The organism is Streptomyces sp. NBC_01275 (assembly GCF_026340655.1).
In the GTDB taxonomy this organism is placed as follows: domain Bacteria; phylum Actinomycetota; class Actinomycetes; order Streptomycetales; family Streptomycetaceae; genus Streptomyces.
Genome location: NZ_JAPEOZ010000001.1, coordinates 4,561,200 through 4,582,569 on the forward strand (window position 1 = coordinate 4,561,200; position 21,370 = coordinate 4,582,569).

At 70.3% G+C, this 21,370-nt stretch carries 16 protein-coding genes and 5 tRNA genes; 10 read left to right on the top strand and 11 right to left on the bottom strand.

All coding sequences use genetic code 11. The annotated features are described in order from the left end of the window. Positions 1–192: 192 nt before the first annotated feature. The gene (ribA, locus tag OG562_RS19960) at positions 193–837 is read left to right on the top strand and encodes a GTP cyclohydrolase II (protein ID WP_266399650.1); all 645 of its coding nucleotides are present in this window, start codon (positions 193–195) and stop codon (positions 835–837) included. Here ribA and OG562_RS19965 read toward each other — a convergent pair. From OG562_RS19965 to OG562_RS19980, 4 genes are all read right to left on the bottom strand, one after another. Continuing rightward, complete coding sequence (locus tag OG562_RS19965) at positions 830–1,558, bottom strand: NUDIX domain-containing protein (RefSeq protein ID WP_266399653.1); 729 nt, start codon at positions 1,556–1,558, stop codon at positions 830–832. The two genes, ribA and OG562_RS19965, sit on opposite strands and share 8 nt — an antisense overlap. Continuing rightward, positions 1,555–1,956 (bottom strand): DUF4406 domain-containing protein, encoded by a 402-nt coding sequence (locus tag OG562_RS19970; protein WP_266399655.1) that lies wholly within the window; start codon positions 1,954–1,956, stop codon positions 1,555–1,557. The genes OG562_RS19965 and OG562_RS19970 overlap by 4 nt, the downstream gene beginning before the upstream one ends. An 87-nt stretch (positions 1,957–2,043) precedes the next feature. Continuing rightward, positions 2,044–2,841, bottom strand: a complete 798-nt coding sequence (locus OG562_RS19975) for a DeoR/GlpR family DNA-binding transcription regulator (protein WP_266399658.1) — start codon at positions 2,839–2,841, stop codon at positions 2,044–2,046. Between the two features lie 232 nt (positions 2,842–3,073). Next, positions 3,074–3,682 carry a TetR/AcrR family transcriptional regulator gene (locus OG562_RS19980; protein ID WP_266399660.1) on the bottom strand — a complete coding sequence of 203 codons (609 nt, stop codon included), beginning with the start codon at positions 3,680–3,682 and terminating at the stop codon, positions 3,074–3,076. A 57-nt stretch (positions 3,683–3,739) separates the two neighbouring features. On the opposite strand from OG562_RS19980, the gene OG562_RS19985 reads away from it, so the two are divergent. Next, positions 3,740–4,639 carry an alpha/beta fold hydrolase gene (locus OG562_RS19985; protein WP_266399661.1) on the top strand — a complete coding sequence of 300 codons (900 nt, stop codon included), beginning with the start codon at positions 3,740–3,742 and terminating at the stop codon, positions 4,637–4,639. A 139-nt stretch (positions 4,640–4,778) separates the two neighbouring features. Here the strand turns inward: OG562_RS19985 and OG562_RS19990 are convergent. From OG562_RS19990 to OG562_RS20015, 6 genes are all read right to left on the bottom strand, one after another. Then, positions 4,779–4,851, bottom strand: a tRNA-Lys gene (locus tag OG562_RS19990). Between the two features lie 92 nt (positions 4,852–4,943). Next, positions 4,944–6,476: an amino acid permease gene (locus OG562_RS19995; RefSeq protein ID WP_266399664.1), complete on the bottom strand. Its 1,533-nt coding sequence runs from the start codon at positions 6,474–6,476 to the stop codon at positions 4,944–4,946. A gap of 141 nt (positions 6,477–6,617) precedes the next feature. Beyond that, entirely contained in the window at positions 6,618–9,704 is a 3,087-nt protein-coding gene (locus tag OG562_RS20000; RefSeq protein ID WP_266399667.1) for a VCBS repeat-containing protein, read from the bottom strand. 181 nt (positions 9,705–9,885) lie between these two features. Continuing rightward, positions 9,886–12,213 (bottom strand): DEAD/DEAH box helicase, encoded by a 2,328-nt coding sequence (locus tag OG562_RS20005; protein ID WP_266399669.1) that lies wholly within the window; start codon positions 12,211–12,213, stop codon positions 9,886–9,888. Between the two features lie 267 nt (positions 12,214–12,480). Next, the gene (locus OG562_RS20010; RefSeq protein WP_266399672.1) at positions 12,481–13,026 is read right to left on the bottom strand and encodes a hypothetical protein; all 546 of its coding nucleotides are present in this window, start codon (positions 13,024–13,026) and stop codon (positions 12,481–12,483) included. 96 nt (positions 13,027–13,122) lie between these two features. Continuing rightward, positions 13,123–13,473, bottom strand: coding sequence for a metallopeptidase family protein (locus OG562_RS20015; RefSeq protein ID WP_266399675.1), 351 nt, complete (start codon positions 13,471–13,473; stop codon positions 13,123–13,125). Positions 13,474–13,567: 94 nt separating this feature from the next. Between OG562_RS20015 and OG562_RS20020 the strand changes: the two genes are divergently transcribed. From OG562_RS20020 to OG562_RS20055, 8 genes are all read left to right on the top strand, one after another. After that, positions 13,568–15,136 carry a metallophosphoesterase gene (locus tag OG562_RS20020; protein WP_266399677.1) on the top strand — a complete coding sequence of 523 codons (1,569 nt, stop codon included), beginning with the start codon at positions 13,568–13,570 and terminating at the stop codon, positions 15,134–15,136. An 80-nt stretch (positions 15,137–15,216) separates the two neighbouring features. Further along, positions 15,217–15,289, top strand: a tRNA-Glu gene (locus OG562_RS20025). A 38-nt stretch (positions 15,290–15,327) separates the two neighbouring features. Next, positions 15,328–15,402: transfer RNA gene (locus OG562_RS20030), tRNA-Asp, on the top strand. 30 nt (positions 15,403–15,432) lie between these two features. Further along, positions 15,433–15,506 (top strand) — tRNA-Phe (locus tag OG562_RS20035). A gap of 64 nt (positions 15,507–15,570) precedes the next feature. Next, positions 15,571–15,864, top strand: a complete 294-nt coding sequence (locus OG562_RS20040; RefSeq protein WP_266399680.1) for a hypothetical protein — start codon at positions 15,571–15,573, stop codon at positions 15,862–15,864. A gap of 56 nt (positions 15,865–15,920) precedes the next feature. Beyond that, positions 15,921–19,865, top strand: coding sequence for an ATP-dependent RNA helicase HrpA (gene hrpA / locus OG562_RS20045; protein WP_266399683.1), 3,945 nt, complete (start codon positions 15,921–15,923; stop codon positions 19,863–19,865). 94 nt (positions 19,866–19,959) lie between these two features. Further along, positions 19,960–20,034, top strand: a tRNA-Asp gene (locus OG562_RS20050). A 218-nt stretch (positions 20,035–20,252) separates the two neighbouring features. Next, positions 20,253–20,447 (top strand): DUF6274 family protein, encoded by a 195-nt coding sequence (locus tag OG562_RS20055; protein ID WP_266399685.1) that lies wholly within the window; start codon positions 20,253–20,255, stop codon positions 20,445–20,447. 507 nt (positions 20,448–20,954) lie between these two features. On the opposite strand, the gene bldC is transcribed toward OG562_RS20055, so the two are convergent. Further along, positions 20,955–21,161, bottom strand: a complete 207-nt coding sequence (gene bldC, locus OG562_RS20060) for a developmental transcriptional regulator BldC (protein WP_003949541.1) — start codon at positions 21,159–21,161, stop codon at positions 20,955–20,957. Positions 21,162–21,370: the final 209 nt, after the last annotated feature.

A 21,370-nucleotide genomic window follows, 5' to 3' on the forward strand; every position in this document is an offset into this window, starting at 1 on the left:
TAAAACATGGGTAGGGTCTCGAAGCGAGGGCCTGCTTCAAATCTGAAGCAGATGCTCGTTTTGCTCCTTGTCGCTTGTCGCTTGTCGCTTGTCGCTTGTCGCTTGTCGCTTGTTCTTCGCTGCTTGCCTCTTGCCGTTAGTTCTCTGTTCTTCGTTCTTCGTTCTTTGTTTCACCGGACCCGGGAGACCCGCATGCCCGACACCCCCGCCGCCGCCACCCAGCGCGCCCGCGTCCGCGTACCGCTGCGCTTCCCCGACGGATACTCCGTCGACGCCGAACTCGTCACCTTCCACGGTCTGGCCGACGGCCTCGAGCATGTCGCCGTCGTCCTCGGCGAACCGGCCCCCGGCGCCGTCCCGCTGGTCCGGCTGCACTCCGAGTGCCTGACCGGGGACGTCTTCGGCTCCGCGCGCTGCGACTGCGGACCCCAGCTGCGCGAGGCGGTCGAGCGGATAGCCGAGACGGGCGGCGTCCTGCTCTACCTCCGTCAGGAGGGCCGCGGCATCGGCCTCTACAACAAGCTCGACGCGTACGCCCTCCAGGACCAGGGCCTGGACACCTACGAGGCGAACGCCGCCCTCGGGCTGCCGGAGGACGGCCGGGACTACACCGCCGCCGCCCAGATGCTGCGCGCCCTCGGCATCACCGAGCTGGACCTGCTGTCCAACAACCCCGACAAGGCGGAGCAGTTGAGGGGACTGGGCACGGACGTCCACGACCGGGTCCCGACGGGCGTCTTCACGACCCCGCACAACGTCCGCTACCTGCGCGCGAAGGTCCTGCAGACCCAGCACACGCTGCCGCTGGCGGACCTCACGGAGCTCAGCGTCAGCTGATCCGGCCCGACGGGGAGTGGCCCTGGGAGGAGTCCCGGATGGAGTCCCGGAAGGGACCGTCGAGGGCGGCCCACTGGAGCAGCATGATGGCCTTGGCGTCGGCGATCGCTCCCGTGCGGACGAGGTCGAGGGCCTCGGCGAAGGGGAGTTCGACCACGGCGATGTCCTCGCCCTCGGCCGCCACGCCCGCCGTGTCGACGCCGGGGGCCGAGGCGTCGTAGGGGGCGGCGAAGAAGCTGAGGCGTTCGGTGACCGAGCCGGGGCTCATGTACACGTCGAAGACATGCTCGACCTCGTGGACGGCGCGTCCGGTCTCCTCGGCGGCCTCACGGCGGATCGCCTCCCGTGGATCGTCCCCGTCCAGGAGACCGGCGGCGGTCTCCAGCAGCATCCCGTCGGGGTGCCCGTTGACGTACGCGGGCAGCCGGAACTGACGGGTCAGCAGGACCGTGCGCCGGTCGGGGTCGTAGAGCAGGATCGTCGCGCCGTCGCCCCGGTCGTAGGTCTCGCGCCGCTCGCGGCTCCAGTGGCCGTCGCTGTGCCGGTAGTCGAAGGTGGTGCGCCGCAGGACGGACCAGTCGCAGGCGAGCACCTCCACCTCCTGGACGCGGACGCGCGGATTGCCGGTCAGGTCGCGCCCCTGACGGTCGAGGCCGGTGCGGCCGCGGGGGTCGGGGACGTCGATGCCGGGACGGGGCGCGGTTTCGAGGTCGTCGGTCATCGGCGGCCGCCCGAAGTGTCGTGTACGTCGGCCGGTCGAGGTACGTCGGCGAGGTCGCCGTAGGTCTTCTTGCCCAGAGCGTGGGCCCGGGCGATCATGCGGTCCGCGCCCTGGGACGGGCCCCCGATGCGCAGGACCGCGTCGCAGCGGTCGAGCAGGCGTTCGGCGACGGGGTGGAAGAGTTCGTCGAAGAGCGGGTCGCCCGGGGCGGTGCTGCCGGCCGCCTCCAGCAGGGGCAGCGCGAGCGCCTCGCCGGTGACGGGCAGATGCCCGGCGCGGTACAGGGCGAGGGCGGCCTCGTTCATGGCGCGTACGTTGGCCGCGAGCTTCGCGGGGTCGTCGCCGGTGCCGGAACGGTACGGGCCGGCTACCAGGATCATCAGCGGGGACTGGGGCATGGGGTGCTCCTCACAAGGCTCACAAGGCTCACAGGGCCCGGGCCCTGACGGGGCCTTGACGGGCCTTGACCGGCCTTCACGGGGCCCTCACGGGGCCAGATGGATCTCGACGCCCGCCTCGCGCAGGGCGTCCAGGGTCGGCGGGCCGCCGGGATGGGTGACGGGGTCGGCCGCCGCGGCGTCGGTGACGAAGGCGTGCGCGGCGTCGAGGGGAGCGACCTGACTGAAGGCGCGTACGCCCAGCTTGGTCGCGTCGGCCACCGCGATCGTGCGGGCGGCCTGGGCGAGGCCCGCCTGCTTGACGGCCGCGTCGTCGAGGGAGAACTCCGACCAGCCGTGCACCGCGTGCACCCCGCCGATCGACATCACGAACACGTCGAAGGCCAGGGAGTCGAGGGTGCGCAGGGCCAACGGCCCGACGAAGGACCGCTCGCCGGGACGGGAGCGGCCGCCGACGACCAGCAGTTCGATCCCGGGCCGGTCGGCCAGCCGCACCGCCGCCTGAAGACTGAGCACGGCCACGGTCAGCGGGGCCTGCGCGGCGAGTTGCTCCGCCACGTGCACGGTGGTGGTCCCGGCGTCGAGCAGCACGCGCGACCCCGGCTCGACCAGCCCGGCGACGGCGGCCCCGAGCCGGTCCTTCGTCGCCGTCTGCCACCCCTTCCGGGCCTCGAACCCCCCGCCCTCCTCCCGAGCCCGCGCGGCAACGGCCCCACCGTGCACCCGCCGCACCAGCCCCTGCCGCTCCAGCACGTCCAGATCCCTGCGCACGGTCATCTCCGAAACCCCCAGCCGCTGCGCGAGTTCGGCGACGGAGACCCGCTCCCCGGGCGGCTGGCCCTGGACCAGCCGGAGGGTCAGGTCGAGACGGTTGGCTACACCCATGACGGCATTTCTACCATGTAGGTGAGTGAATGAACATGATGATGTTCGAATCGATCCGGGCATAAAAGAAACCGCAGGTCAGATGATCTGTCCCGCGGTTCCATCTAATGGATTCGGTGCCGGTACGTCTTCGCGACAGGGCCGAGGAGGGGGCTGGGCCGAGTCGCTTCCTGCCGAGCCGCCGGCTGCCCCAAGGTCCCTGCAGATCCATTGGCGGCGGAGTCGTTCCCGCCTATCGCGGCCCTGACGGTTCGACCGGTCGATTCGGCACAGCCTTGGCATTCTTGGCGGCGGCTGCCGCGACGGTTGCCAGGTCTTCGCCCGAGAAGCCGGCGCGGCTCAGCACCGCCAGGGATTTGTTCGTCGCCAGCGTGCACAACGCCAGCTCTGCCGCCTCCTGCTCACCGGCCCCCGCCGCCAGCAGCGCCTGCTCCAGCCTCGCCCGCAGACCGTCGATCATGGCGCGAACCATCGCCCGGCCCTCCGCGTCGAGGGCCGGGAACTGCGTTGCCGACACCGTGAGCAGGCAGCCGTCCGGGACCGTCGGGTCGGCGATGCGGTTCAGGGCGACCTGCAGGTAGGCGGCCACAACGGCGCTCGGGCTCGGGTGGGGGCCGGACAGCGCCTGCTCGTACAGCGGGTGGTAAGTCTGCGCGTACCGTTGGAGGCTTTTCCGGAAGAGGGCGCTCTTGTCGCCGAAGGTGCCGTAGAGCGAGCCCCGGCCCAGGCCCGTGCCCTCGGTCAGGCGATCGATCGAGGCCTCCGAATAACCCCAGCGCCAGAAGACGTGCATCGCACGTCGTAGCGCCTCGTCCACGTCGAATTGCTTGCGGCCTGCCATGGTCCGTCAGCCTACACATCTTGTACCGATCGTTCAAAGATGGGTAGAGTCGCCGGCATGACGAGCTTGCGTTCGCTGCGACTGCCTGACGGATTCCTCGACTTATTCACCAGCCGGCTCGTGGAGGTGAACGGGCTGCGGCTGCACACGGTCACCGGTGGGGACGGCCCGGCGCTGCTGCTGATCGGCGGGTGGCCCCAGACCTGGTACGCCTGGCGGGAAGTGATGCCCGCGCTCGCCCGTGAGCACACCGTCGTCGCCGTCGACTCGCGCGGCGCCGGGCTCTCCGACAAGCCCGACGACGGGTACGACGCCGGCACGCTGGCCGCCGATCTGGTCGCGTTGATGGCCGCGCTCGGGCACGACCGGTTCGACGTGGTCGGCCACGACATCGGTACGTGGACCGGCTACGCCCTCGCCGCCGATCACCCCGAGCGGGTGGGCCGGCTCGCCGTCCTCGAAGCGGTGATCCCCGGTCTCACGCCGTCCCCGCCGTTCTTCGGCCCGGCCGCGGTCAACCTGAAGCTCTGGCAGTTCGGCTTCAACCGGCTCACCGACCTCAACGAGGAACTGGTCCGGGGACGGGAACAACTCTTCTTCGGCTGGCAGTTCGCCACCAAGGCCGCCACGCGGACCGCGATCCCCGCGTACGCCGTCGACGTCTACGTCGACGCGATCGCCGCGGATCCTCGCGCGCTGCGGGCGAGCTTCGCGTACTACCGGGCGCTGGACGAGACGATCGCGCAGAACGAGCAGCGCAGCAAGACCCGGCTGACGCTGCCGGTGCTCGCCGTCGGCGGCGCGCTGTGGAGCGGCGCGAACGCCGCCCAGACGATGCGGCTGGCGGCCGACGACGTCACGGGGGTCGTCCTCGACGACTGCGGCCATTACCCGGCCGAGGAGCAGCCGGCGCGGTTCGTCGAGATCCTGGAGGACTTCCTCGCGGCCAACCGGTAGCAGGCACGCCACACGGCAAGAGCTCCGCCGGTACAACCGCTCACGCATGGGGCCGGACACAGCGGTGCCCCGGCCGTCCGAAGACGACCGGGGCACCGTAAAACTGCAGGTCAAGGCCCTCCGGAGAGGAACGACCTCGTAGGCCCTGTGGGACTCGAACCCACAACCAATGGATTAAAAGTCCACTGCTCTGCCAATTGAGCTAAGGGCCCAGGCGATGTTGCCTCCCCGAGCATAGCGGGACACGGCCGTGTCTCCGATCGGGTATCGGAGACACGGCCGTGTCCGCGGCTTTCCGGTCCCGCTACACGGTCTTCTCGACGCGTGCCGCCTCCCGTGCCGCCGTGCGTTCGTGGTTCGGGTTGAGGAACCACTCGCGGGCCGAGAGCAGCCACCAGCCGCCCGCGAAGCCCAGGACGACGAGGACGGCGACCGGGGCGTAGTTGAAGGTCTCCCAGGTGACCGGGGAGACCTGGGGGAGCATGAAGAGGACCGTGATGGCGGCGACCCATGCCACCGACACCACGCCGATCGCCTTCGACCAGCGGCCCAGGTGCCACGGCCCCCGTTCGAAGGCCTCGCCCTTGCGGATCCGCAGCAGGGTCGGGATGACGTAGGCGATGTAGAGGCCGATCACGGCGATGGAGGTCACCGCCGCGTACGCGGTGACGTTGATCAGGTACGGCAGGCCCAGTACCAGCGCGCCGCCCGCCGCCAGCCAGACCGCCGCGACCGGGGTGCGGGTGCGCCGGCTGACGGTGTGCCAGACGTGGGAGTACGGGAGGGCGCCGTCGCGCGAGAAGGCGTAGATCATGCGGCTGTTGGCGGTCACCGACGCCATCCCGCAGAACAGCTGGGCGCCGATGACCACCAGCAGGAGCAGCTTGCCGGCGGTCGCGCCCAGGGCGTCGAGGAGGATCTGGGCGGGCGGCGCGCCGGTCGGGGAGTCGAGTGCGCCGTCGTAGGACTGGATGGCGTAGGTGAAGCCGAGGAGGAGGACGAAGCCGGCTATCCAGGAGGTCCAGATCGACTGGACGATGCCTTTCGGGCCGGCCGTGGACGCGTCGTGGGTCTCCTCGGTCATGTGGGCGGAGGCGTCGTAGCCGGTGAAGGTGTACTGGGCCATCAGCAGGCCCAGCAGCACCACGTACACCCCGCTCCCCCAGCCGGTGTTGTTCACGAACTCCGTGAACACGAAGGACGTCGACTGATGGTGGTCGGGGACGAAGGTCAGCGCTCCGACGATCACCGCCACGCCCAGCACGTGCCACCACACGCTCACGCTGTTCAGCAGCGCGACGATGCGGACGCCGAAGGTGTTCAGCAGGCCGTGCAGGAGGAGGATCGCGGCGAAGAGCAGGACCGTTCGGCCGGGGGTGACCTCGAAGTCGAACTGGAGGTTCAGGTACGCGCCCAGGAAGGACGCCGCTCCGAAGTCGATGCCGGCCGTCACGGCCACCTGGCCCAGGACGTTGAACCAGCCCGTGAACCAGGCCCAGGCCGCCGCCGAGCGCGAGGGCGCCAGGCGGTGCGCCCAGAAGTACAGGCCCGCCGAGGTCGGGTACGCCGAACAGATCTCGGCCATGGACAGACCGACGAACAGCGTCATCAGGCCGACCGCGACCCAGCCCCACACGATCACGGCCGGGCCGCCCGTGTTCATGCCGAAGAGGTACAGGGTCAGGCAGCCGGACAGGACCGAGATGATGGTGAAGGAGACCGCGTAGTTGGAGAACGCCGACATGCGGCGGGCGAGAACCTGTGTGTAACCGAGTTGGGCCAGCCGCTCTTCGTCCGACAGTCCAGTCGGCCCGGCCACTCTGGCGTCATCTGTCATGCCCCCAGCAATTCCCTTGCCGGGGGCGTGACACACGTCACAACTTGGCCGAAAATCGCGGCCAGCGATCCCGCAGCCAGAAGATCCCTCGGTCAGAAGATCCCTCGGTCAGAAGATCCTCTCGGCCAGAAGGCCCCTCGCCTAGAAGATCCCCTTGTAGCCCTGCCAGCCGCCGGCGATCTTCACCCGCGCGCCGAAGCCCCCCTTGCCGTTGCCGGGCAGCCGGTACAGAACCCCCGCCGTGTCCCGCGCCACCAGGTCCGCCTTCCCGTCCCCGGTGACGTCCCCCGCGCCGACGACCGCGTTGTACGTCCCGCCCCAGCCCGCGGCCACCTTCACCCGTGCACCGAACGTGCCCTTGCCCGTCCCGTAGTACCGGTACAGGTTGTCGGCCTTGTCCTGCGCCACCAGGTCGCCGACGCCGTCCCCGTTGAGGTCACCGGCCCCGACGACCTTCTTGTAGGTCTTCCAGTCGGCGTACAGCTTCACCCGCGCCGCCAGCCTGCCCGTGCTCGTGCCCTTGTAGAGGTACACCGTGCCGGTCTTCGCGTTGCGGGCGATCAGGTCGGGGCGGCCGTCCTTGGTGACGTCGCCGGGCGCGGTCAGGACGTCGTACTGGTTCCAGCCGGTGCCCAGCGACGTGTACGACGTCCACTGGGTGGACGTGACGACGCATCCCGGCTTGTACAGGCGCAGGGACCCGTCGCCCATCCGCAGCAACAGGTCGTTGCAGCGGTCCCCGTTCAGGTCGCCGACGGGCACCGGCGTGATCTTCGTCCCCCAGCCCCAGCCCCCGACCTTCCTGGAGAACGTGCCGCTGCCCGTGCCCTGATGGAAGTTCAGCCTGCTGTCGGAGTCGACGGTGACCAGATCGCCGACACCGTCCGGCAACAAGCTCGGGGTCCCGAGGTAGTCGTGGTGCACCGCGCCGCCCTGGTGGAGCCGGACCGTGCCCTTCACCGTCAGGGGGGCGCCGACGCCGTCGGCGGGCGTCACCGAGATCGTCCAGTCGTACAGGCCGTTGGGGGCGTAGCCGGAGCCGGTGGTTCCGTTCCATTCCGGCCGCGGAAGCCCGCCGCGTACCGGGCCGCCGCTCCTGCCGGCGACGACCTTGCCGGTCGTCTTGTCGCGGATGGTGAGCTGCCAGCTCGCAGCCGGCTTCGACAGCAGAATCCCGTTGTCGGTCAGCAGGGCGCTGTTGCTCGCGTCCGCCCAGATCTGGTCGGAGATCCGCGGGGTCTCCAACAGTCGCAACGGCTGCTGGGCCACCCCCGACGGAACGAGGTGCACCTGCTCCTCGGCGTCCACATAGGCCGCGTTCGCGCCCGACTCGTCGACCGTCCAGCGCACGTCCCGCTGCGAGACCCCGGTGTCCGGCAGTTCGCCGATCACCCGGCTCACGGCCGTGCCGTCGGCGACCGTCGTGAGCGTCAGCTTCCCGGCCCGCTTGTCGTGAGTGACCACGTACCCGTCGCCGAGCTTGGCCTCGTCGGCCGGTACGGGCACGGACTTCTTCGCCGTACGGTCGTACACCCCGGCCTGGTCGCCGCAGTTCCAGTAGAGCCAGCGGCCCAGCGCCTGGAGTTCGGTGGGCGAGCAGCCGGCGTCGGTGGTGAGGGTCTCGACGGTCTTCTTCGTCGTCAGGTCGTACGCGGTGACCGTGCCCGGGGCCGCGCCCGCGGTCCACAGGACGTCGCCGGAGAGGGCGGCGGGGCCCGGCGTGCGGGTGACGACCGGCGTGCCGCTGTCGATCCTGTAGACGTACTGCTGGGCGGACGTCGTGTAGAGCACGTACCCGCCGGACACGTCGGTGACCCGTCCCCCGGCGGGAACGGTGACCTCCCAGAAGTCGTACGGGTCGGGCCCGTTGACCCTGATCCGGTCGTACTGCTCCGATTCGCGCTCCAGCCAGACGGTCGGCCCGCCGGCCGTGCCGAACAGCTGGGAACAGCCGACGTCCGTCGCCGAGCAGGAGTCCAGCAGCGTGTCCGTCCCGTCGTACGACGAGCGCTCCCCGAACGTCGGCGTCCCGGTCGCGGCGACGGTCCGCCCGTAGGTATCGCGGAAACCGGCATGACTGCGATCGGCGACGACGAGCCTGCCCTGGTCCAGGGAGAGCCCCTGGATCTTGTACGGCGGTTTCGGCAGCGCCTTGACCAGGGTGACGGCCGGGCTGCCGTCGGCGCCCGGCCGGATGCGCTGGACGCCCCAGTCGTCCTGGGCGGCCGCGGTACGGCCGACGGCCACGGCGCTGCCGTCGGAGACGGCGGAGACGTCGACGTTCGACGCGGGCAGCAGGGTCTTCGAAGGGCCGCCCGCGATGGGCTTGGCGATCACCGCCGTACCGGGCCGGGTGACCAGCCAGTCGCCGACCACGGCGAGGTTCTGCGCCGGGTTCGTGCCGCCGCCGTCCAGCGCGACCTCGACCGGGGCGGCGGACAGGTCGGAGCGGGAGAACACCTGGACCGTCGGGTCGCCGACGTCGAAGAGGACCACGTGGTCGGCGGTGACCTGCGCCCGGGGAAGGACCTTGGAGCGCGGCGGGGTCCAGCCCTGCACCTGCCCCGTCCGCCGGTCGACCATGACCGACGCATACGGCCCGCCCGCCTGTCCGGCCTGGAACAGCAGCCCGTCGGCGTCCCCGCCCTTGGGCTGGCCGAGGATGTACCCCTCGGGCACTCCGGTCACCGGCACGTCACGTGTGGAGCCGTCGGCCTCCGGGAGCAGCAGGTGCATCTCCCGCTGGACCGTCGTCCCGCTGTCGTCCTTCACCGACCGGAAGGCGACCCCCAGATCGCCGTAGGCGGTGAGGAACGTCAGCCCCTCGGGAGTCCGGATCGTGCGCGTGGTGTCGTCGGACGCGTTCCACAGGTCGACCCGGCCGTCGGCGTAGCGGTACGCGAGGACGTCGCCGCCGGCCGTCGCGTAACTGGCGTAGCCCGTCGGGTGGACCACCTTGACGGACGTGCCGTCCGCGTACCGCGTCCAGACCAGCCCGGAGCCCTCCAGGCTGTGGAACACGCCCTGCGCGCCGGCGCCGTCGTGCCCGTCGTAGGACGAGCCGCCGTAGACGGAACCCGAGGTGTACGTGGTGCGCAGCGCCGCCGGCACCACCGTCTCCTGCGCCCCGTCCGCGACCGCGGTCGACGGCAGCAGGGGGCTCAGGCCGGCCGCCAGCACGGCGGAGGCGGCGACGAGACGCAGACGTACGAAGGCATGACGAGTCACGAAGACCCTCTCCAAGAGCGTGAGACGGGCCGCACCGCGCTCTTCCTTCGGTGCTCCCGGCCCCCCGGCCGTCACATCCGTCTCACAAGTCCGCTGATCGTACAGTCAGTTCATAGAACCGGGAAAGCGAAATGGCCCCCACCTGTTCGGTGGGGGCCACTCAGCTCGCTACCTGCTGACGTCAGCCGTTGCGCTTCCAGCGCGGCTTGTCGTCACGGCGGCCGAAGGAGCCGGTGCCGGTACCGGTACCGCCGCGGTGGTCGTCACGACGGCCGTACGGGCGGTCGTGGCCGCCGGCGCGGAAGCCCGGGCGGTCGCTGCTGCCCTGACGGTCACGGTTGAACGGACGGTCGCTGCCACGGTGACCGGACGGGCGGTCGTCGCGGCGGAAGCCGCCACGGTCGTTGTCCCGGTTGAAGCCGCCCGACGGACGGTCGTCCCGACGGTCGCGGTTGAAGCCGCCGCCCGACGAACGGTCGTCGCGACGCTCGAAGGAACGGCCGCCACGGTCGTTGTCACGGTTGAAGCCACCCGACGAACGGTCGTCACGACGCTCGAAGGAGCGACCGCCACGGTCGTTGTTGTCACGGTTGAAGCCACCGCGGTCGTCACGACGGTCGCGGTTGAAACCGCCGCCCGACGAACGGTCGTCGCGACGCTCGAAGGAGCGACCGCCACGGTCGTTGTCACGGTTGAAGCCGCCCGACGGACGGTCGTCCCGACGGTCGCGGTTGAAGCCGCCGCCCGAGGGACGGTCGTCACGACGCTCGAAGGAGCGACCACCGCGGTCGTTGTCCCGACGCTCGAAGGAACGGCCGCCACGGTCGTTGTCACGGTTGAAGCCACCGCGGTCGTCACGACGCTCGCGGCGCTCGTAGTTGCCGCGCTCGTCACGACGCTGACGCGGCTCGTAGGAGGACGGACGCTCCTCGCGCACCGGTGCCGCCGCCTCGGTCGCCTGCGGGGCGGCCGACTGCTCCGGCAGGGACACGACGGTCTCGGCCTCGGTCGTGGCGGCGGCCTCGGCCACCGCCGTCTCCGGGTCCTCGCCGCGCTCACGGGCGACGCGGGCGACCAGACGGTCGGCCTCCTCGCGCAGCTCCGTCGCACGGCGCTGCGCCCGCTCCAGCTCCTTGCTGAGCTGGGAGACCTCACGCTCGGCCTGCTGGGCCGCGTTGCCCGCGGACTCGGCCTGGACCTCGGTCATCGAACGGGCGCCGGTGATCTCGGCGACCTCGGGCTCGAAGGCCGCGCCGCCCTGGATGATGTGACGCCCGGCGTCGACGCCCGCGTCCTCCATCAGCCGGAAGATCTGGCGGCGCTGGTGCGGCAGGGAGAGCGAGACCACGGTTCCGGTGCGACCGGCACGGGCCGTACGGCCGGCGCGGTGCAGGTAGTCCTTGTGGTCGCCGGCCGGGTCCACGTTCAGGACCAGGTCGATGCCGTCGACGTGGATGCCGCGGGCGGCGACGTCGGTGGCGACGAGGGCGTTGACGTAACCGTCCTTGAAGTCGGCCAGCGTCCGCGTCCGCGCGCCCTGGGTCATGCCGCCGTGCAGCGCGTCGGCCTTCACCCCGGCGTCGCGCAGCTGCTCCGCGATGCGGTCGGCGCCCAGCTGGGTGCGGACGAAGATGATCGTGCGGCCCTTGCGGGAGGCGATCGCGGCGGTGACCGGCGCCTTGTCCTTGGGCTTCACGATGAGGATGTGGTGGGACATCGTCGTGACGTTGCCCTGGGCGCTGTCGACCTCGTGCGTGACCGGGTCGGTCAGGTAGCGCTTGACCAGCGTGGAGATCTCGTTCTCCATGGTGGCCGAGAACAGCATCCGCTGGCCGCCGGCCGGGATCTGGTCGAACAGCTCGGTGACCTCGGGCAGGAAGCCCAGGTCGGACATCTGGTCGGCCTCGTCGAGGACCGCGATCTGCACGTCCTCCAGGGAGCAGGCGCCGCGGTTGATGATGTCGCGCAGTCGGCCCGGGGTGGCGACGAGGACGTCGACGCCGCGCTCCAGGGCGTAGATCTGGTTGCTCATCGACGTACCGCCGCAGACGACCTTCATCTTCAGGCCGAGGACGTCGCCGTACGGCTGCAGCGCGTCCGCGACCTGCATCGCGAGCTCGCGGGTCGGCGTCAGGATGACGGCGCGCGGGCGCTTGCGCTCGGTGCGGCCGCCGGCCAGCGAGGCCAGGGTCGGCAGACCGAAGGAGAGGGTCTTGCCGGAGCCGGTGCGGCCACGGCCGAGGATGTCCTTGCCGGCGAGGGCGTCCGGGATGGTCGCGGCCTGGATCGGGAAGGGACTGGTCACGCCGTTCTGCGCGAGCTTGCGCACCACGCCCTCGGGAAGCCCGAGGGAGGCGAAGGTGATCTCGGGGGTCTTGGGGGCCTCGGGAGCCTCCGCGGTCTCCGCGGTCTCGACGACGGCCTCAGCGGCCTCGACGACCTCGGTGACCTCGATCGCCTCGTCGTTGTTCTCGGGCACGACGGAGTGATCAGTACTGGAAATGGACATGCGAATGCGAAACCTTCCGGAGTCTCGTCGGCACGCGCCCGTCAACTCCGTGTTCGCATTACGACCGCCTCTATGCGGTCAGCCACGGCAAGGGAGAGTACGCGCCACACGGCGCGCTCTGCAGTGGCGCCGGGCAATTGGGATCAAACGATCTACTACCATACGCACCCTGCCCCACTGAAGGCAAACCGAGCCCCATCGTCGCAGCTCAGAGCCAGATCAGAGGCAGATCAGAGGCAGGTCAGCAGCCATCCAGCCGGCCGGACGCTAGACAGGTGCGCCCGCCTCCGGGGCCGGTTCGCGCTGGATCAGCTGCGGCGCCGCACCCCCGCCACTGCCCTCTTCGTGCGCCGAGGACGACGGCTCGGCGACCGTCGGCTCCGGCGACGGGGACGCCGGGGGCTCGGGGGTCGAAGCGGGCGGCTCGGGGTCGGCCGGACGGGTGGGCGTCGGCTGCTGCGGCCCGGACGGCGTGGGGACCCCCGGCTTGTCGCTGCGGCCCGGCTGGGGCGTGCCCGCCGAGGCCTGCGCGCTCACGCCCGTCGACGGCGCGGCCGACGCGGAGGCCGACTCGCCCGGCTTCGCCTCGTCCTCGCCGTGCCCGTGCCGCCCGCCGCCGCCCACCGCGCCCCTCCCGAAGCGGCCGACCGCGCCCGCGGACCCCCCGTCGCGCGCCGCACCGCCCCGCGGCCCGGCCGAGTGCGACGGCTTGGCGTGGCCGCCCTCCTCGTCGCCCACGCTCATGCATCCGGCGGCCGCGGCGACGGCCAGGACGGTGGCGGCCAGGCGAACGGGTACGTACATGGGGCGCACGGGGCCACCTCCGGGGCAGGCACAGGGAGTCGACCTCCCCAACTCCCGCCGCCCGCAAGAGGACACGCGCCCCGCCGTGAGGGTCTGCCGTACGGGTCAGCCGTAGCCCAGCGCGTGCAGGCGCGCGTCGTCGATGCCGAAGTGGTGGGCGATCTCGTGGACCACGGTCACCTCGGTCTCCGCGACGACCTCCTCGCGCGTCCCGCACATCCGCAGCGTCGGCCCCCGGTAGATCGTGATGCGGTCCGGGAGCACCCCGGCGTACCACTCGCCGCGGTCCGTCAGCGGAGTGCCCTCGTACAGCCCGAGCAGCTCCGGATCGTCCGCCGGGGGCTCGTCCTCGACGAACACCGCGACGTTGTCCATCAGCCGCGTCAACTCCGGCGGAATCCGGTCCAGCGCCTCGGAGACCAGCTCCTCGAACTCCTCGCGCGTCATCTCCAGCACACAGCCATTGTCCGGCACGACGGCGTCGTACGGGGGTCCGAACCGTCGCCCTCGCCGCCGCATACCCACCCCCACACCGGGGCATACGGCACCAATGGCCCGCGCCCGCCGCAGGAACCCCGTCCCCGTCCCCGAGCTCGCCGTCCACGCCAACCCCTGGACCCGCGCCCTGGGACTGACCGCCGTCGTCCTGCTCGGCGCCTGGCTGGGCCTGCTGGTCGTCGGGAACGTGCGCGCCCCCGTCGGCCCCATGAACACGACGATGACCCTGCGCCCCTCCCTCACCGGCGGCACGAAGATCAACATTTCCCCGCTGGGCGCGCTCACCCTGGACAGCCACATCGCCCCCGTCCGCCTCGACGTCAACGTCGACCAGCTCGACCCGGTCCGCTCCCAGGCCCTCGTCGACCACCCCGAACGCCTCTCCGGCCTCCAGGACGAGGTCGCCCACGACGTCGAGCACGGCACCCTCGACCTGGCCGTCCGCTCCTGTGTGGCCGTCGTCTCCGGGGCCACCGCCCTCGGCCTCGCCGTCTACCGCAGACCCCGCCGCGCCCTCGCCGCCGGCGGCCTCGCCCTCGCCCTGCTCGCCGCCTCGGGCGCGACCGCGTACGCCACCTGGAACCCCAAATCCGTGCTGGAGCCCCGCTTCTCGGGCCTGCTGTCCTCCGCCCCGTCCCTCGTCGGCAACGCCCGCAGCATCGTCACCGAGTTCGACGTATACCAGCAGGAACTGGCCCGCCTGGTGACGAACGTGACGAAGCTGTATGACGTCACCTCCACGCTCCCCGCCTACCAGCCGGACCCGACCACCGTGCGGGTGCTGCACGTGTCGGACATCCACCTCAACCCGGCGAGCTGGAAGATCATCGCCTCGCTCGTGGAGCAGTACAAGGTCAACGTGATCGTCGACTCCGGCGACACCATGGACCACGGCACGGCCGCCGAGAACGGCTTCCTGGACCCGATCGCCGACCTGGGCGCGCCGTACGTCTGGGTGCGGGGCAACCACGACTCGGCGGTCACCCAGCGGTACCTGGAGCGCATGAAGAACGTGCACGTCCTGGACGAGGGGCGGGCGCAGACGGTCGCGGGACTGCGGTTCGCGGGCATCGGCGATCCCCAGTTCACCCCCGACCGGTCCACCGTGCCGGGCGCCGGCGCGACCCAGGAGGCGGCGGGCGACCTGCTGGCCGGCGCGCTGCGCGACCAGAGTTCCGCCGGGACCCCGGTCGACGTGGCCGTCGTACACGAGCCGTCCGCCGCACGGCGCACGGACGGCGAGGTGCCGCTGGTGCTGGCCGGACACCTCCACCACGAGGAGACGGAGGTCATGAAGAAGGGCACCCGGCTGCGGGTGGAGGGCTCGACCGGCGGCAGCGGGCTGCGGGCGGTCGAGGGCAAGTACCCCGACCCGATCGAGGCGTCGATCCTCTACTTCGACCGCGACACCCGCCGGCTGCAGGCCTGGGACGAGATCAAGCTGGGCGGCTTGGGGCTGACCACGGCCGAGGTGAGCCGCCACCTGCCGAAGGAGAACCAGCCCGGGGCCGCGCCGTCGCCCAGCCCAACCCCCACGCCATCCCCCAGCCCATCCCCCACGCCACTGCCCACGCCGTCGGCCATTCCCTCCCCCAAGCCCTCCCCCACTCCCGCCCGATAAACCGTTTTGGCGATCCCTCCCGCCATCCCATATGCTTCTCACGTCCCCGACGCGCTGAGAAGCGCCCAGGCGGGCCGATAGCCCTCATCGTCTAGCGGCCTAGGACGCCGCCCTTTCAAGGCGGTAGCACGGGTTCGAATCCCGTTGGGGGCACGCAACACCGTGTGCGACACTGTCGTACGCAACAGCTTGGTCCTGTGGAGCAGTTTGGAGTGCTCGCCACCCTGTCAAGGTGGAGGCCGCGGGTTCAAATCCCGTCAGGACCGCTGAGGTTTCCGTTTCACGTGAAACCTCGTGGCTGGGTAGCTCAGTTGGTACGAGCGATCGCCTGAAAAGCGATAGGTCGCCGGTTCGACCCCGGCCCCAGCCACAGATCAAGGCCCCGATCCACCGGATCGGGGCCTTGTTGCTTATGTCGTGCAACGGGGGTGGCGATGAACGAGGACGTCGGGCTGGAGAAGGACCGGGCGCGATACGGGCTGCTCGCGGTGGTCGTGAGCAATCTGGCGATAGCCGCCGTCGCGATGTTCGGCGTGTGGCGGCTGGACGGCGACAAGTCGGTGATCGTGGGCGTCCTGACCGCTGCCTTCACCACGGTGAGCAGCATCACCACCGCCTATCTGGGCATCAAGGCGGTGTCCAACACGGCGAAGGCCATGGCCCGCGACAACGCTCGCGACCGCAACCCCGTCGACCCGTCCGGAGGCGCCCCTTCGGGGGGAGTCTGAGGGCGCGACAAATCCGTTCGCCACGAATTTCCCCGGGATGAGATCCTGGACCGCGTATGTCTACGCACCCTGCCCCCGCCCTCGGCGTCCTCGCCCCCCGTCTGGCCGAGCTGTCCCTGCGCGACGCGCACCGGCTCGGGCGCAGGCTCGAAGGCGCGCGCAAGATCCGCAAGCCGGAGGCCCGCGCCGCCGTCCTCGCCGAGATCGAGGCGGAGGTCGCGTCGGCCGAGGAGCGGATGGCGCTACGGCGCGGCCGCGTCCCCGCCGTCTCGTACCCCGAGCAGCTCCCGGTCAGCCAGAAGAAGGACGACATCGCGGCCGCCATCCGCGATCACCAGGTCGTGATCGTCGCCGGTGAGACCGGCTCCGGCAAGACCACGCAGATCCCCAAGATCTGCATGGAGCTGGGACGCGGCGTCCGCGGCATGATCGGCCACACCCAGCCCCGTCGTATCGCCGCCCGTACGGTCGCCGAGCGCGTCGCCGAGGAGCTGCGCACCCCCCTCGGCGAGGCCGTCGGCTGGAAGGTCCGCTTCACCGACCAGGTGAACCCGGACGCCACCTTCGTCAAGCTGATGACGGACGGCATCCTGCTCGCCGAGATCCAGACGGACCGCGAGCTGCGCGCGTACGACACGATCATCATCGACGAGGCCCACGAGCGGTCCCTCAACATCGACTTCCTGCTGGGGTATCTGGCGCAGCTGCTCCCCAAGCGGCCCGACCTCAAGGTCGTCATCACCTCGGCGACCATCGACCCGGAGCGGTTCTCCCGGCACTTCGGCGACGCCCCGATCGTCGAGGTCAGCGGGCGGACGTATCCGGTGGAGGTGCGCTACCGGCCGCTCCTCGAGGAGGACGCCGAGGACGCGGACCGCGACCAGATCACCGCGATCTGCGACGCGGTCGAGGAACTCCAGGCCGAGGGCCAGGGCGACATCCTGGTCTTCCTCTCCGGCGAGCGGGAGATCCGCGACACGGCGGACGCGCTGGAGAAGAAGAGCTACCGGTTCACCGAGGTGCTGCCGCTCTACGCCCGGCTCTCGCACGCCGAGCAGCATCGGGTCTTCCAGCAGCACACGGGCCGCAGGATCGTTCTGGCGACCAACGTCGCCGAGACCTCCCTCACCGTGCCGGGCATCAAGTACGTCATCGACCCCGGCTTCGCCCGCATCTCCCGCTACAGCCATCGCACGAAGGTGCAGCGGCTGCCCATCGAGGCGATCAGCCAGGCCAGCGCCAACCAGCGCAAGGGCCGCTGCGGCCGTACGTCGGACGGCGTCTGCATCCGCCTCTACTCCGAGGACGACTTCGTCGCCCGCCCGGAGTTCACGGACGCCGAGATCCTGCGGACGAACCTCGCCTCCGTCATCCTGCAGATGACCGCGGCCGGCCTCGGCGACATCGAGAAGTTCCCCTTCATCGACCCGCCGGACCACCGCAACATCCGCGACGGCGTGCAGCTCCTCCAGGAGCTGCACGCGCTGGACCCGTCCGAGAAGGACCCGCGCAAGCGGCTCACGCAGACCGGCCGCAAGCTGGCCCAGCTGCCGGTCGACCCGCGGCTGGCCCGGATGGTGCTGGAGGCCGAGAAGAACGGCTGTGCGCGCGAGGTCATGGTCATAGCCGCCGCGCTGTCCATCCAGGACCCGCGCGAGCGGCCGGCGGACAAGCAGACGCAGGCCGACCAGCAGCACGCCCGCTTCAAGGACGAGACCAGCGACTTCCTCGCCTATCTCAACCTGTGGCGGTATGTGCGCGAGCAGCAGAGCGAGCGCGGCTCGTCGTCGTTCCGCCGGATGTGCAAGCAGGAGTACCTCAACTTCCTGCGCATTCGCGAATGGCAGGACATCTACTCGCAGCTGCGCACGGTCGCCAAGCAGATGGGGATCCACCTCAACGAGCAGGACGCCTCCGGCGACAGCGTCCATGTCTCCCTCCTCGCCGGGCTGCTCTCGCACATCGGCATGAAGGACGTGAAGGACGGCGCGAAGAACGAGTACCTGGGGGCGAGGAGCGCCAAGTTCGCGATCTTCCCCGGCTCGGCGCTGTTCAAGAAGACGCCCCGCTTCGTCATGTCGGCGGAGCTGGTCGAGACCTCCCGTCTCTGGGCGCGGGTCAACGCCAAGATCGAGCCGGAGTGGGTCGAGCCCCTCGCCGAGCATCTCCTGAAGCGGACGTACAGCGAGCCGCACTGGGAGAAGGACCTGGCGGCCGTGATGGCCTTCGAGAAGGTCACGCTGTACGGCGTTCCGATCATCGCGCAGCGCAAGGTCAACTACGGCCGGATCGACCAGGAGGCGTCCCGCGAGCTTTTCATCCGCAACGCCCTGGTCGAGGGCGACTGGCGTACGCACCACAAGTTCTTCGCCGACAACCGCCGGCTGCTGAGCGAGGTCGAGGAGCTGGAGCACCGCGCCCGGCGTCGGGACATCGTGGTCGACGACGAGACGCTGTTCGACTTCTACGACCAGCGGGTGCCCGCACACGTGGTGTCCGGGGCGCACTTCGACTCGTGGTGGAAGCACAAGCGGCACGAGCAGCCGGACTTCCTCGACTTCGAGCGGGAGATGCTCATCCGGGAGTCGGCGGAGGCGGTCACCAAGGCCGACTATCCGGACTCGTGGCGGCAGGGCCCGCTGAAGTTCCGGGTGACGTACCAGTTCGAGCCGGGTGCGGACGCCGACGGCGTGACCGTCCACGTTCCGCTCCAGGTCCTCAACCAGGTCGTGGACGAGGGCTTCGACTGGCAGATCCCGGGCCTGCGGGAGGAGGTCGTCACGGAGCTGATCCGCTCCCTGCCGAAGCCGATCCGCCGCCACTATGTGCCGGCCCCGAACTTCGCGAAGCGCTTCCTGGACCAGGCGGCGCCCCTCCAGGGGGCGTTGCCGGACGCCATGGCGCGTGAGCTGAAGCGGATGGTCGGCGTGCCCTTCGAGGCGGAGGACTTCGACTGGTCGAGGCTCCCCGACCACCTGAAGATCACCTTCCGGATCATCGACGAGCGGCGGCGCAAGCTGGCCGAGGACAAGGACCTGGAGGCGCTGAAGCTCCGGCTGAAGCCGAAGGCGAGACAGGCCCTCTCCCAGGCGGCCGCGGCCACCGCCGAACGGCAGGGCGGCGAGTCCCTGGAACGGTCGGGCCTCACCGACTGGACGATCGGCACGCTCACGCGCGTCTTCGAGACCCGCCGCGCCGGCCAGCCGGTGAAGGCGTACCCGGCGCTGGTCGACGACGGCGACACCGTCTCCGTACGCCTCTTCGACACGGAGGCGGAGCAGGCGGAGGCGATGTGGAAGGGCACGCGTCGGCTCATCCTCCGCAACATCCCGGTGAACCCTGCGAAGTTCGCATCCGAGAAGCTCACCAACGCCCAGAAGCTCGCCCTGTCGGCCAACCCGCACGGCTCGGTGCAGGCTCTGTTCGACGACTGCGCGATGGCGGCGGCGGACAAGCTGATCGGCGACTTCGGCGGACCGGCGTGGGACGAGGAGTCGTATCGCAAGCTGTACGACAAGGTGCGCGCGGAGATCGTCGACACGACGGTGCGCGCGGTCGGGCAGGTGCAGCAGGTGCTGGCCGCCTGGCAGGCCTGTGAGCGCCGGCTGAAGGGCGTCCGCAGCCCCACGCTGCTGGCGAACCTGGCGGACGTCCGCAAGCAGTTGGACGCCCTGGTGAAGCCCGGCTTCGTCACCTGGGCGGGGCTGCGCCGGCTGCCCGACCTGATGCGCTACCTGGTGGCCGCGGACCGCCGGCTCCAGCAGATGCCGACCAGCGTCCAGCGGGACACCACCCGCATGGAGAAGGTCCACGAGATGCAGGACGAGTACGCGTGGCTGCTGGAGCAGCTCCCGCCGGGCCGCCCGGTCTCCTCGTCCGTCCTCGACATCCGCTGGATGCTCGAGGAGCTGCGAGTCAGCTACTTCGCCCATGCGCTGGGCACGGCGTACCCGGTCTCGGACAAGCGGATCGTGAAGGCGATCGACGCCGAGGCCCCGTGATCGTCTGCGCACGGAGGGTGAGTTCGACCACCGGGCTCACCCTCCTGTACAGTCCTTCTCGCAGCGCAACGCAGCAACAAGCGCCGCAAAACAAGGTCCTGTGGAGCAGTTTGGAGTGCTCGCCACCCTGTCAAGGTGGAGGCCGCGGGTTCAAATCCCGTCAGGACCGCAGTGAAGGACTGAGGCCCGCACCCCAGCAGGGGATGCGGGCCTCAGTCGTCAGCAGCAGGAAGGAGCCCGGATCTTCGGATCCGGGCTCTTTCGCGTTGCTCTTGCCTCGGCCTTACGTCGCCCTCGCGTCGCCCGACGCGCCCTTGACGGCGTCACGTTCCGCCGGTACCCAGAAGTCAGGGCCCGTTTCCCGCGCGCCCCCGCTGGAGGTGGCGTATGGCGGCATCGGCTAGGCACGAGACGCGGGCGTTGCTCCGCGCGCACCTGGCAGCCGCGTCGTCCTACCGGCATCTGACCCGCCACTGCCCGATCTGCCACCGCTTACTGCGGCTGGCGTTGGACGGCGCTCCACGGGCCGTACAGGCCCCCGAGGAGGCGGCCGGCGGGGACGGGAGTCCCTCGACCGCATGACCCGCGTCGGCGTCAACAGCCGTTCCTGCGGGGGACGCTGGGGCGCGAGTCGCTTTTCCTAGCGCACACCTGTCGGCGGCAACAAGGCCTCTGGCGTGTGACGGGTGTCACGGCATGAGTTTTTGAAACGGTGGTTCTTACCCCGCACGCACAACTGGTCAATTTAATATGTGCAATTGCACCACTCAGGAGGATGTCCGGAGGGATGTCCGAGGATGCCCCCACACCCCCTCCCGCGCACGCCCCCAGAGCCTCCCCAGACTCCGACAAGGTCGCTCACAGAGCCACCTGATACCGCTCAGAAGCGACCCGATACGGAGGCCCGGCCCCCCTCCAGCACACTCCGGCGCACAAAAAAGATCGCGCCGGACTCGGCGGAGTCCAGCGCGATCGACGACGCACCTTGTGGGCGACGGGCCTGTTGGGGCAGACCCGCGTCGCTTGTAGCTAGGTTTCGGACGCCTCGACAGGTTGGGGGACCTGGCGCGTTGCCCTCATATTCAGTTGTCAGGCCTCGCTGCGCTGCTGCGGAATACCCGCAAGCAGTGCGCGGACCTCGGCCTCGCGGTATCGGCGATGTCCGCCGAGCGTACGAATCGACGTGAGCTTGCCGGCCTTCGCCCACCGCGTGACCGTCTTGGGGTCGACGCGGAACATGGTGGCGACCTCAGCCGGGGTCAGCAGCGGCTCAGCATCAGGGGTGCGAGCGGTCATGAGCGGCCTCCTCGGGAGAACCGAACCTTCTCGGTTCTTTCCTCTAAATTCTGCACCTTGACCCGCGTTGCCCGAAATGGCGGACGCGAGTCGAGTCGGTTATAGGACGAACGGCTTGTCCTCGGCACTACAACTACACCATCCGTCCAGCCGCGTCGGCCAAACCGATGGAATTGCCCCCCAGGTGTTCATCGGCGACGGAAGCCGAT

Coding starts and splice junctions, on each gene's coding strand:
- OG562_RS19985 (WP_266399661.1), top strand. CDS start 3,740: ATGACGAGCTTGCGTTCGCTGCGACTGCCTGACGGATTCCTCGACTTA.
- OG562_RS20020 (WP_266399677.1), top strand. CDS start 13,568: ATGGCCCGCGCCCGCCGCAGGAACCCCGTCCCCGTCCCCGAGCTCGCC.
- hrpA (WP_266399683.1), top strand. CDS start 15,921: ATGTCTACGCACCCTGCCCCCGCCCTCGGCGTCCTCGCCCCCCGTCTG.
- OG562_RS19995 (WP_266399664.1), bottom strand. CDS start 6,476: ATGACAGATGACGCCAGAGTGGCCGGGCCGACTGGACTGTCGGACGAA.
- OG562_RS20055 (WP_266399685.1), top strand. CDS start 20,253: ATGGCGGCATCGGCTAGGCACGAGACGCGGGCGTTGCTCCGCGCGCAC.
- OG562_RS19965 (WP_266399653.1), bottom strand. CDS start 1,558: ATGACCGACGACCTCGAAACCGCGCCCCGTCCCGGCATCGACGTCCCC.
- OG562_RS20005 (WP_266399669.1), bottom strand. CDS start 12,213: ATGTCCATTTCCAGTACTGATCACTCCGTCGTGCCCGAGAACAACGAC.
- OG562_RS19970 (WP_266399655.1), bottom strand. CDS start 1,956: ATGCCCCAGTCCCCGCTGATGATCCTGGTAGCCGGCCCGTACCGTTCC.
- bldC (WP_003949541.1), bottom strand. CDS start 21,161: ATGACCGCTCGCACCCCTGATGCTGAGCCGCTGCTGACCCCGGCTGAG.
- ribA (WP_266399650.1), top strand. CDS start 193: ATGCCCGACACCCCCGCCGCCGCCACCCAGCGCGCCCGCGTCCGCGTA.
- OG562_RS19980 (WP_266399660.1), bottom strand. CDS start 3,682: ATGGCAGGCCGCAAGCAATTCGACGTGGACGAGGCGCTACGACGTGCG.
- OG562_RS19975 (WP_266399658.1), bottom strand. CDS start 2,841: ATGGGTGTAGCCAACCGTCTCGACCTGACCCTCCGGCTGGTCCAGGGC.
- OG562_RS20040 (WP_266399680.1), top strand. CDS start 15,571: ATGAACGAGGACGTCGGGCTGGAGAAGGACCGGGCGCGATACGGGCTG.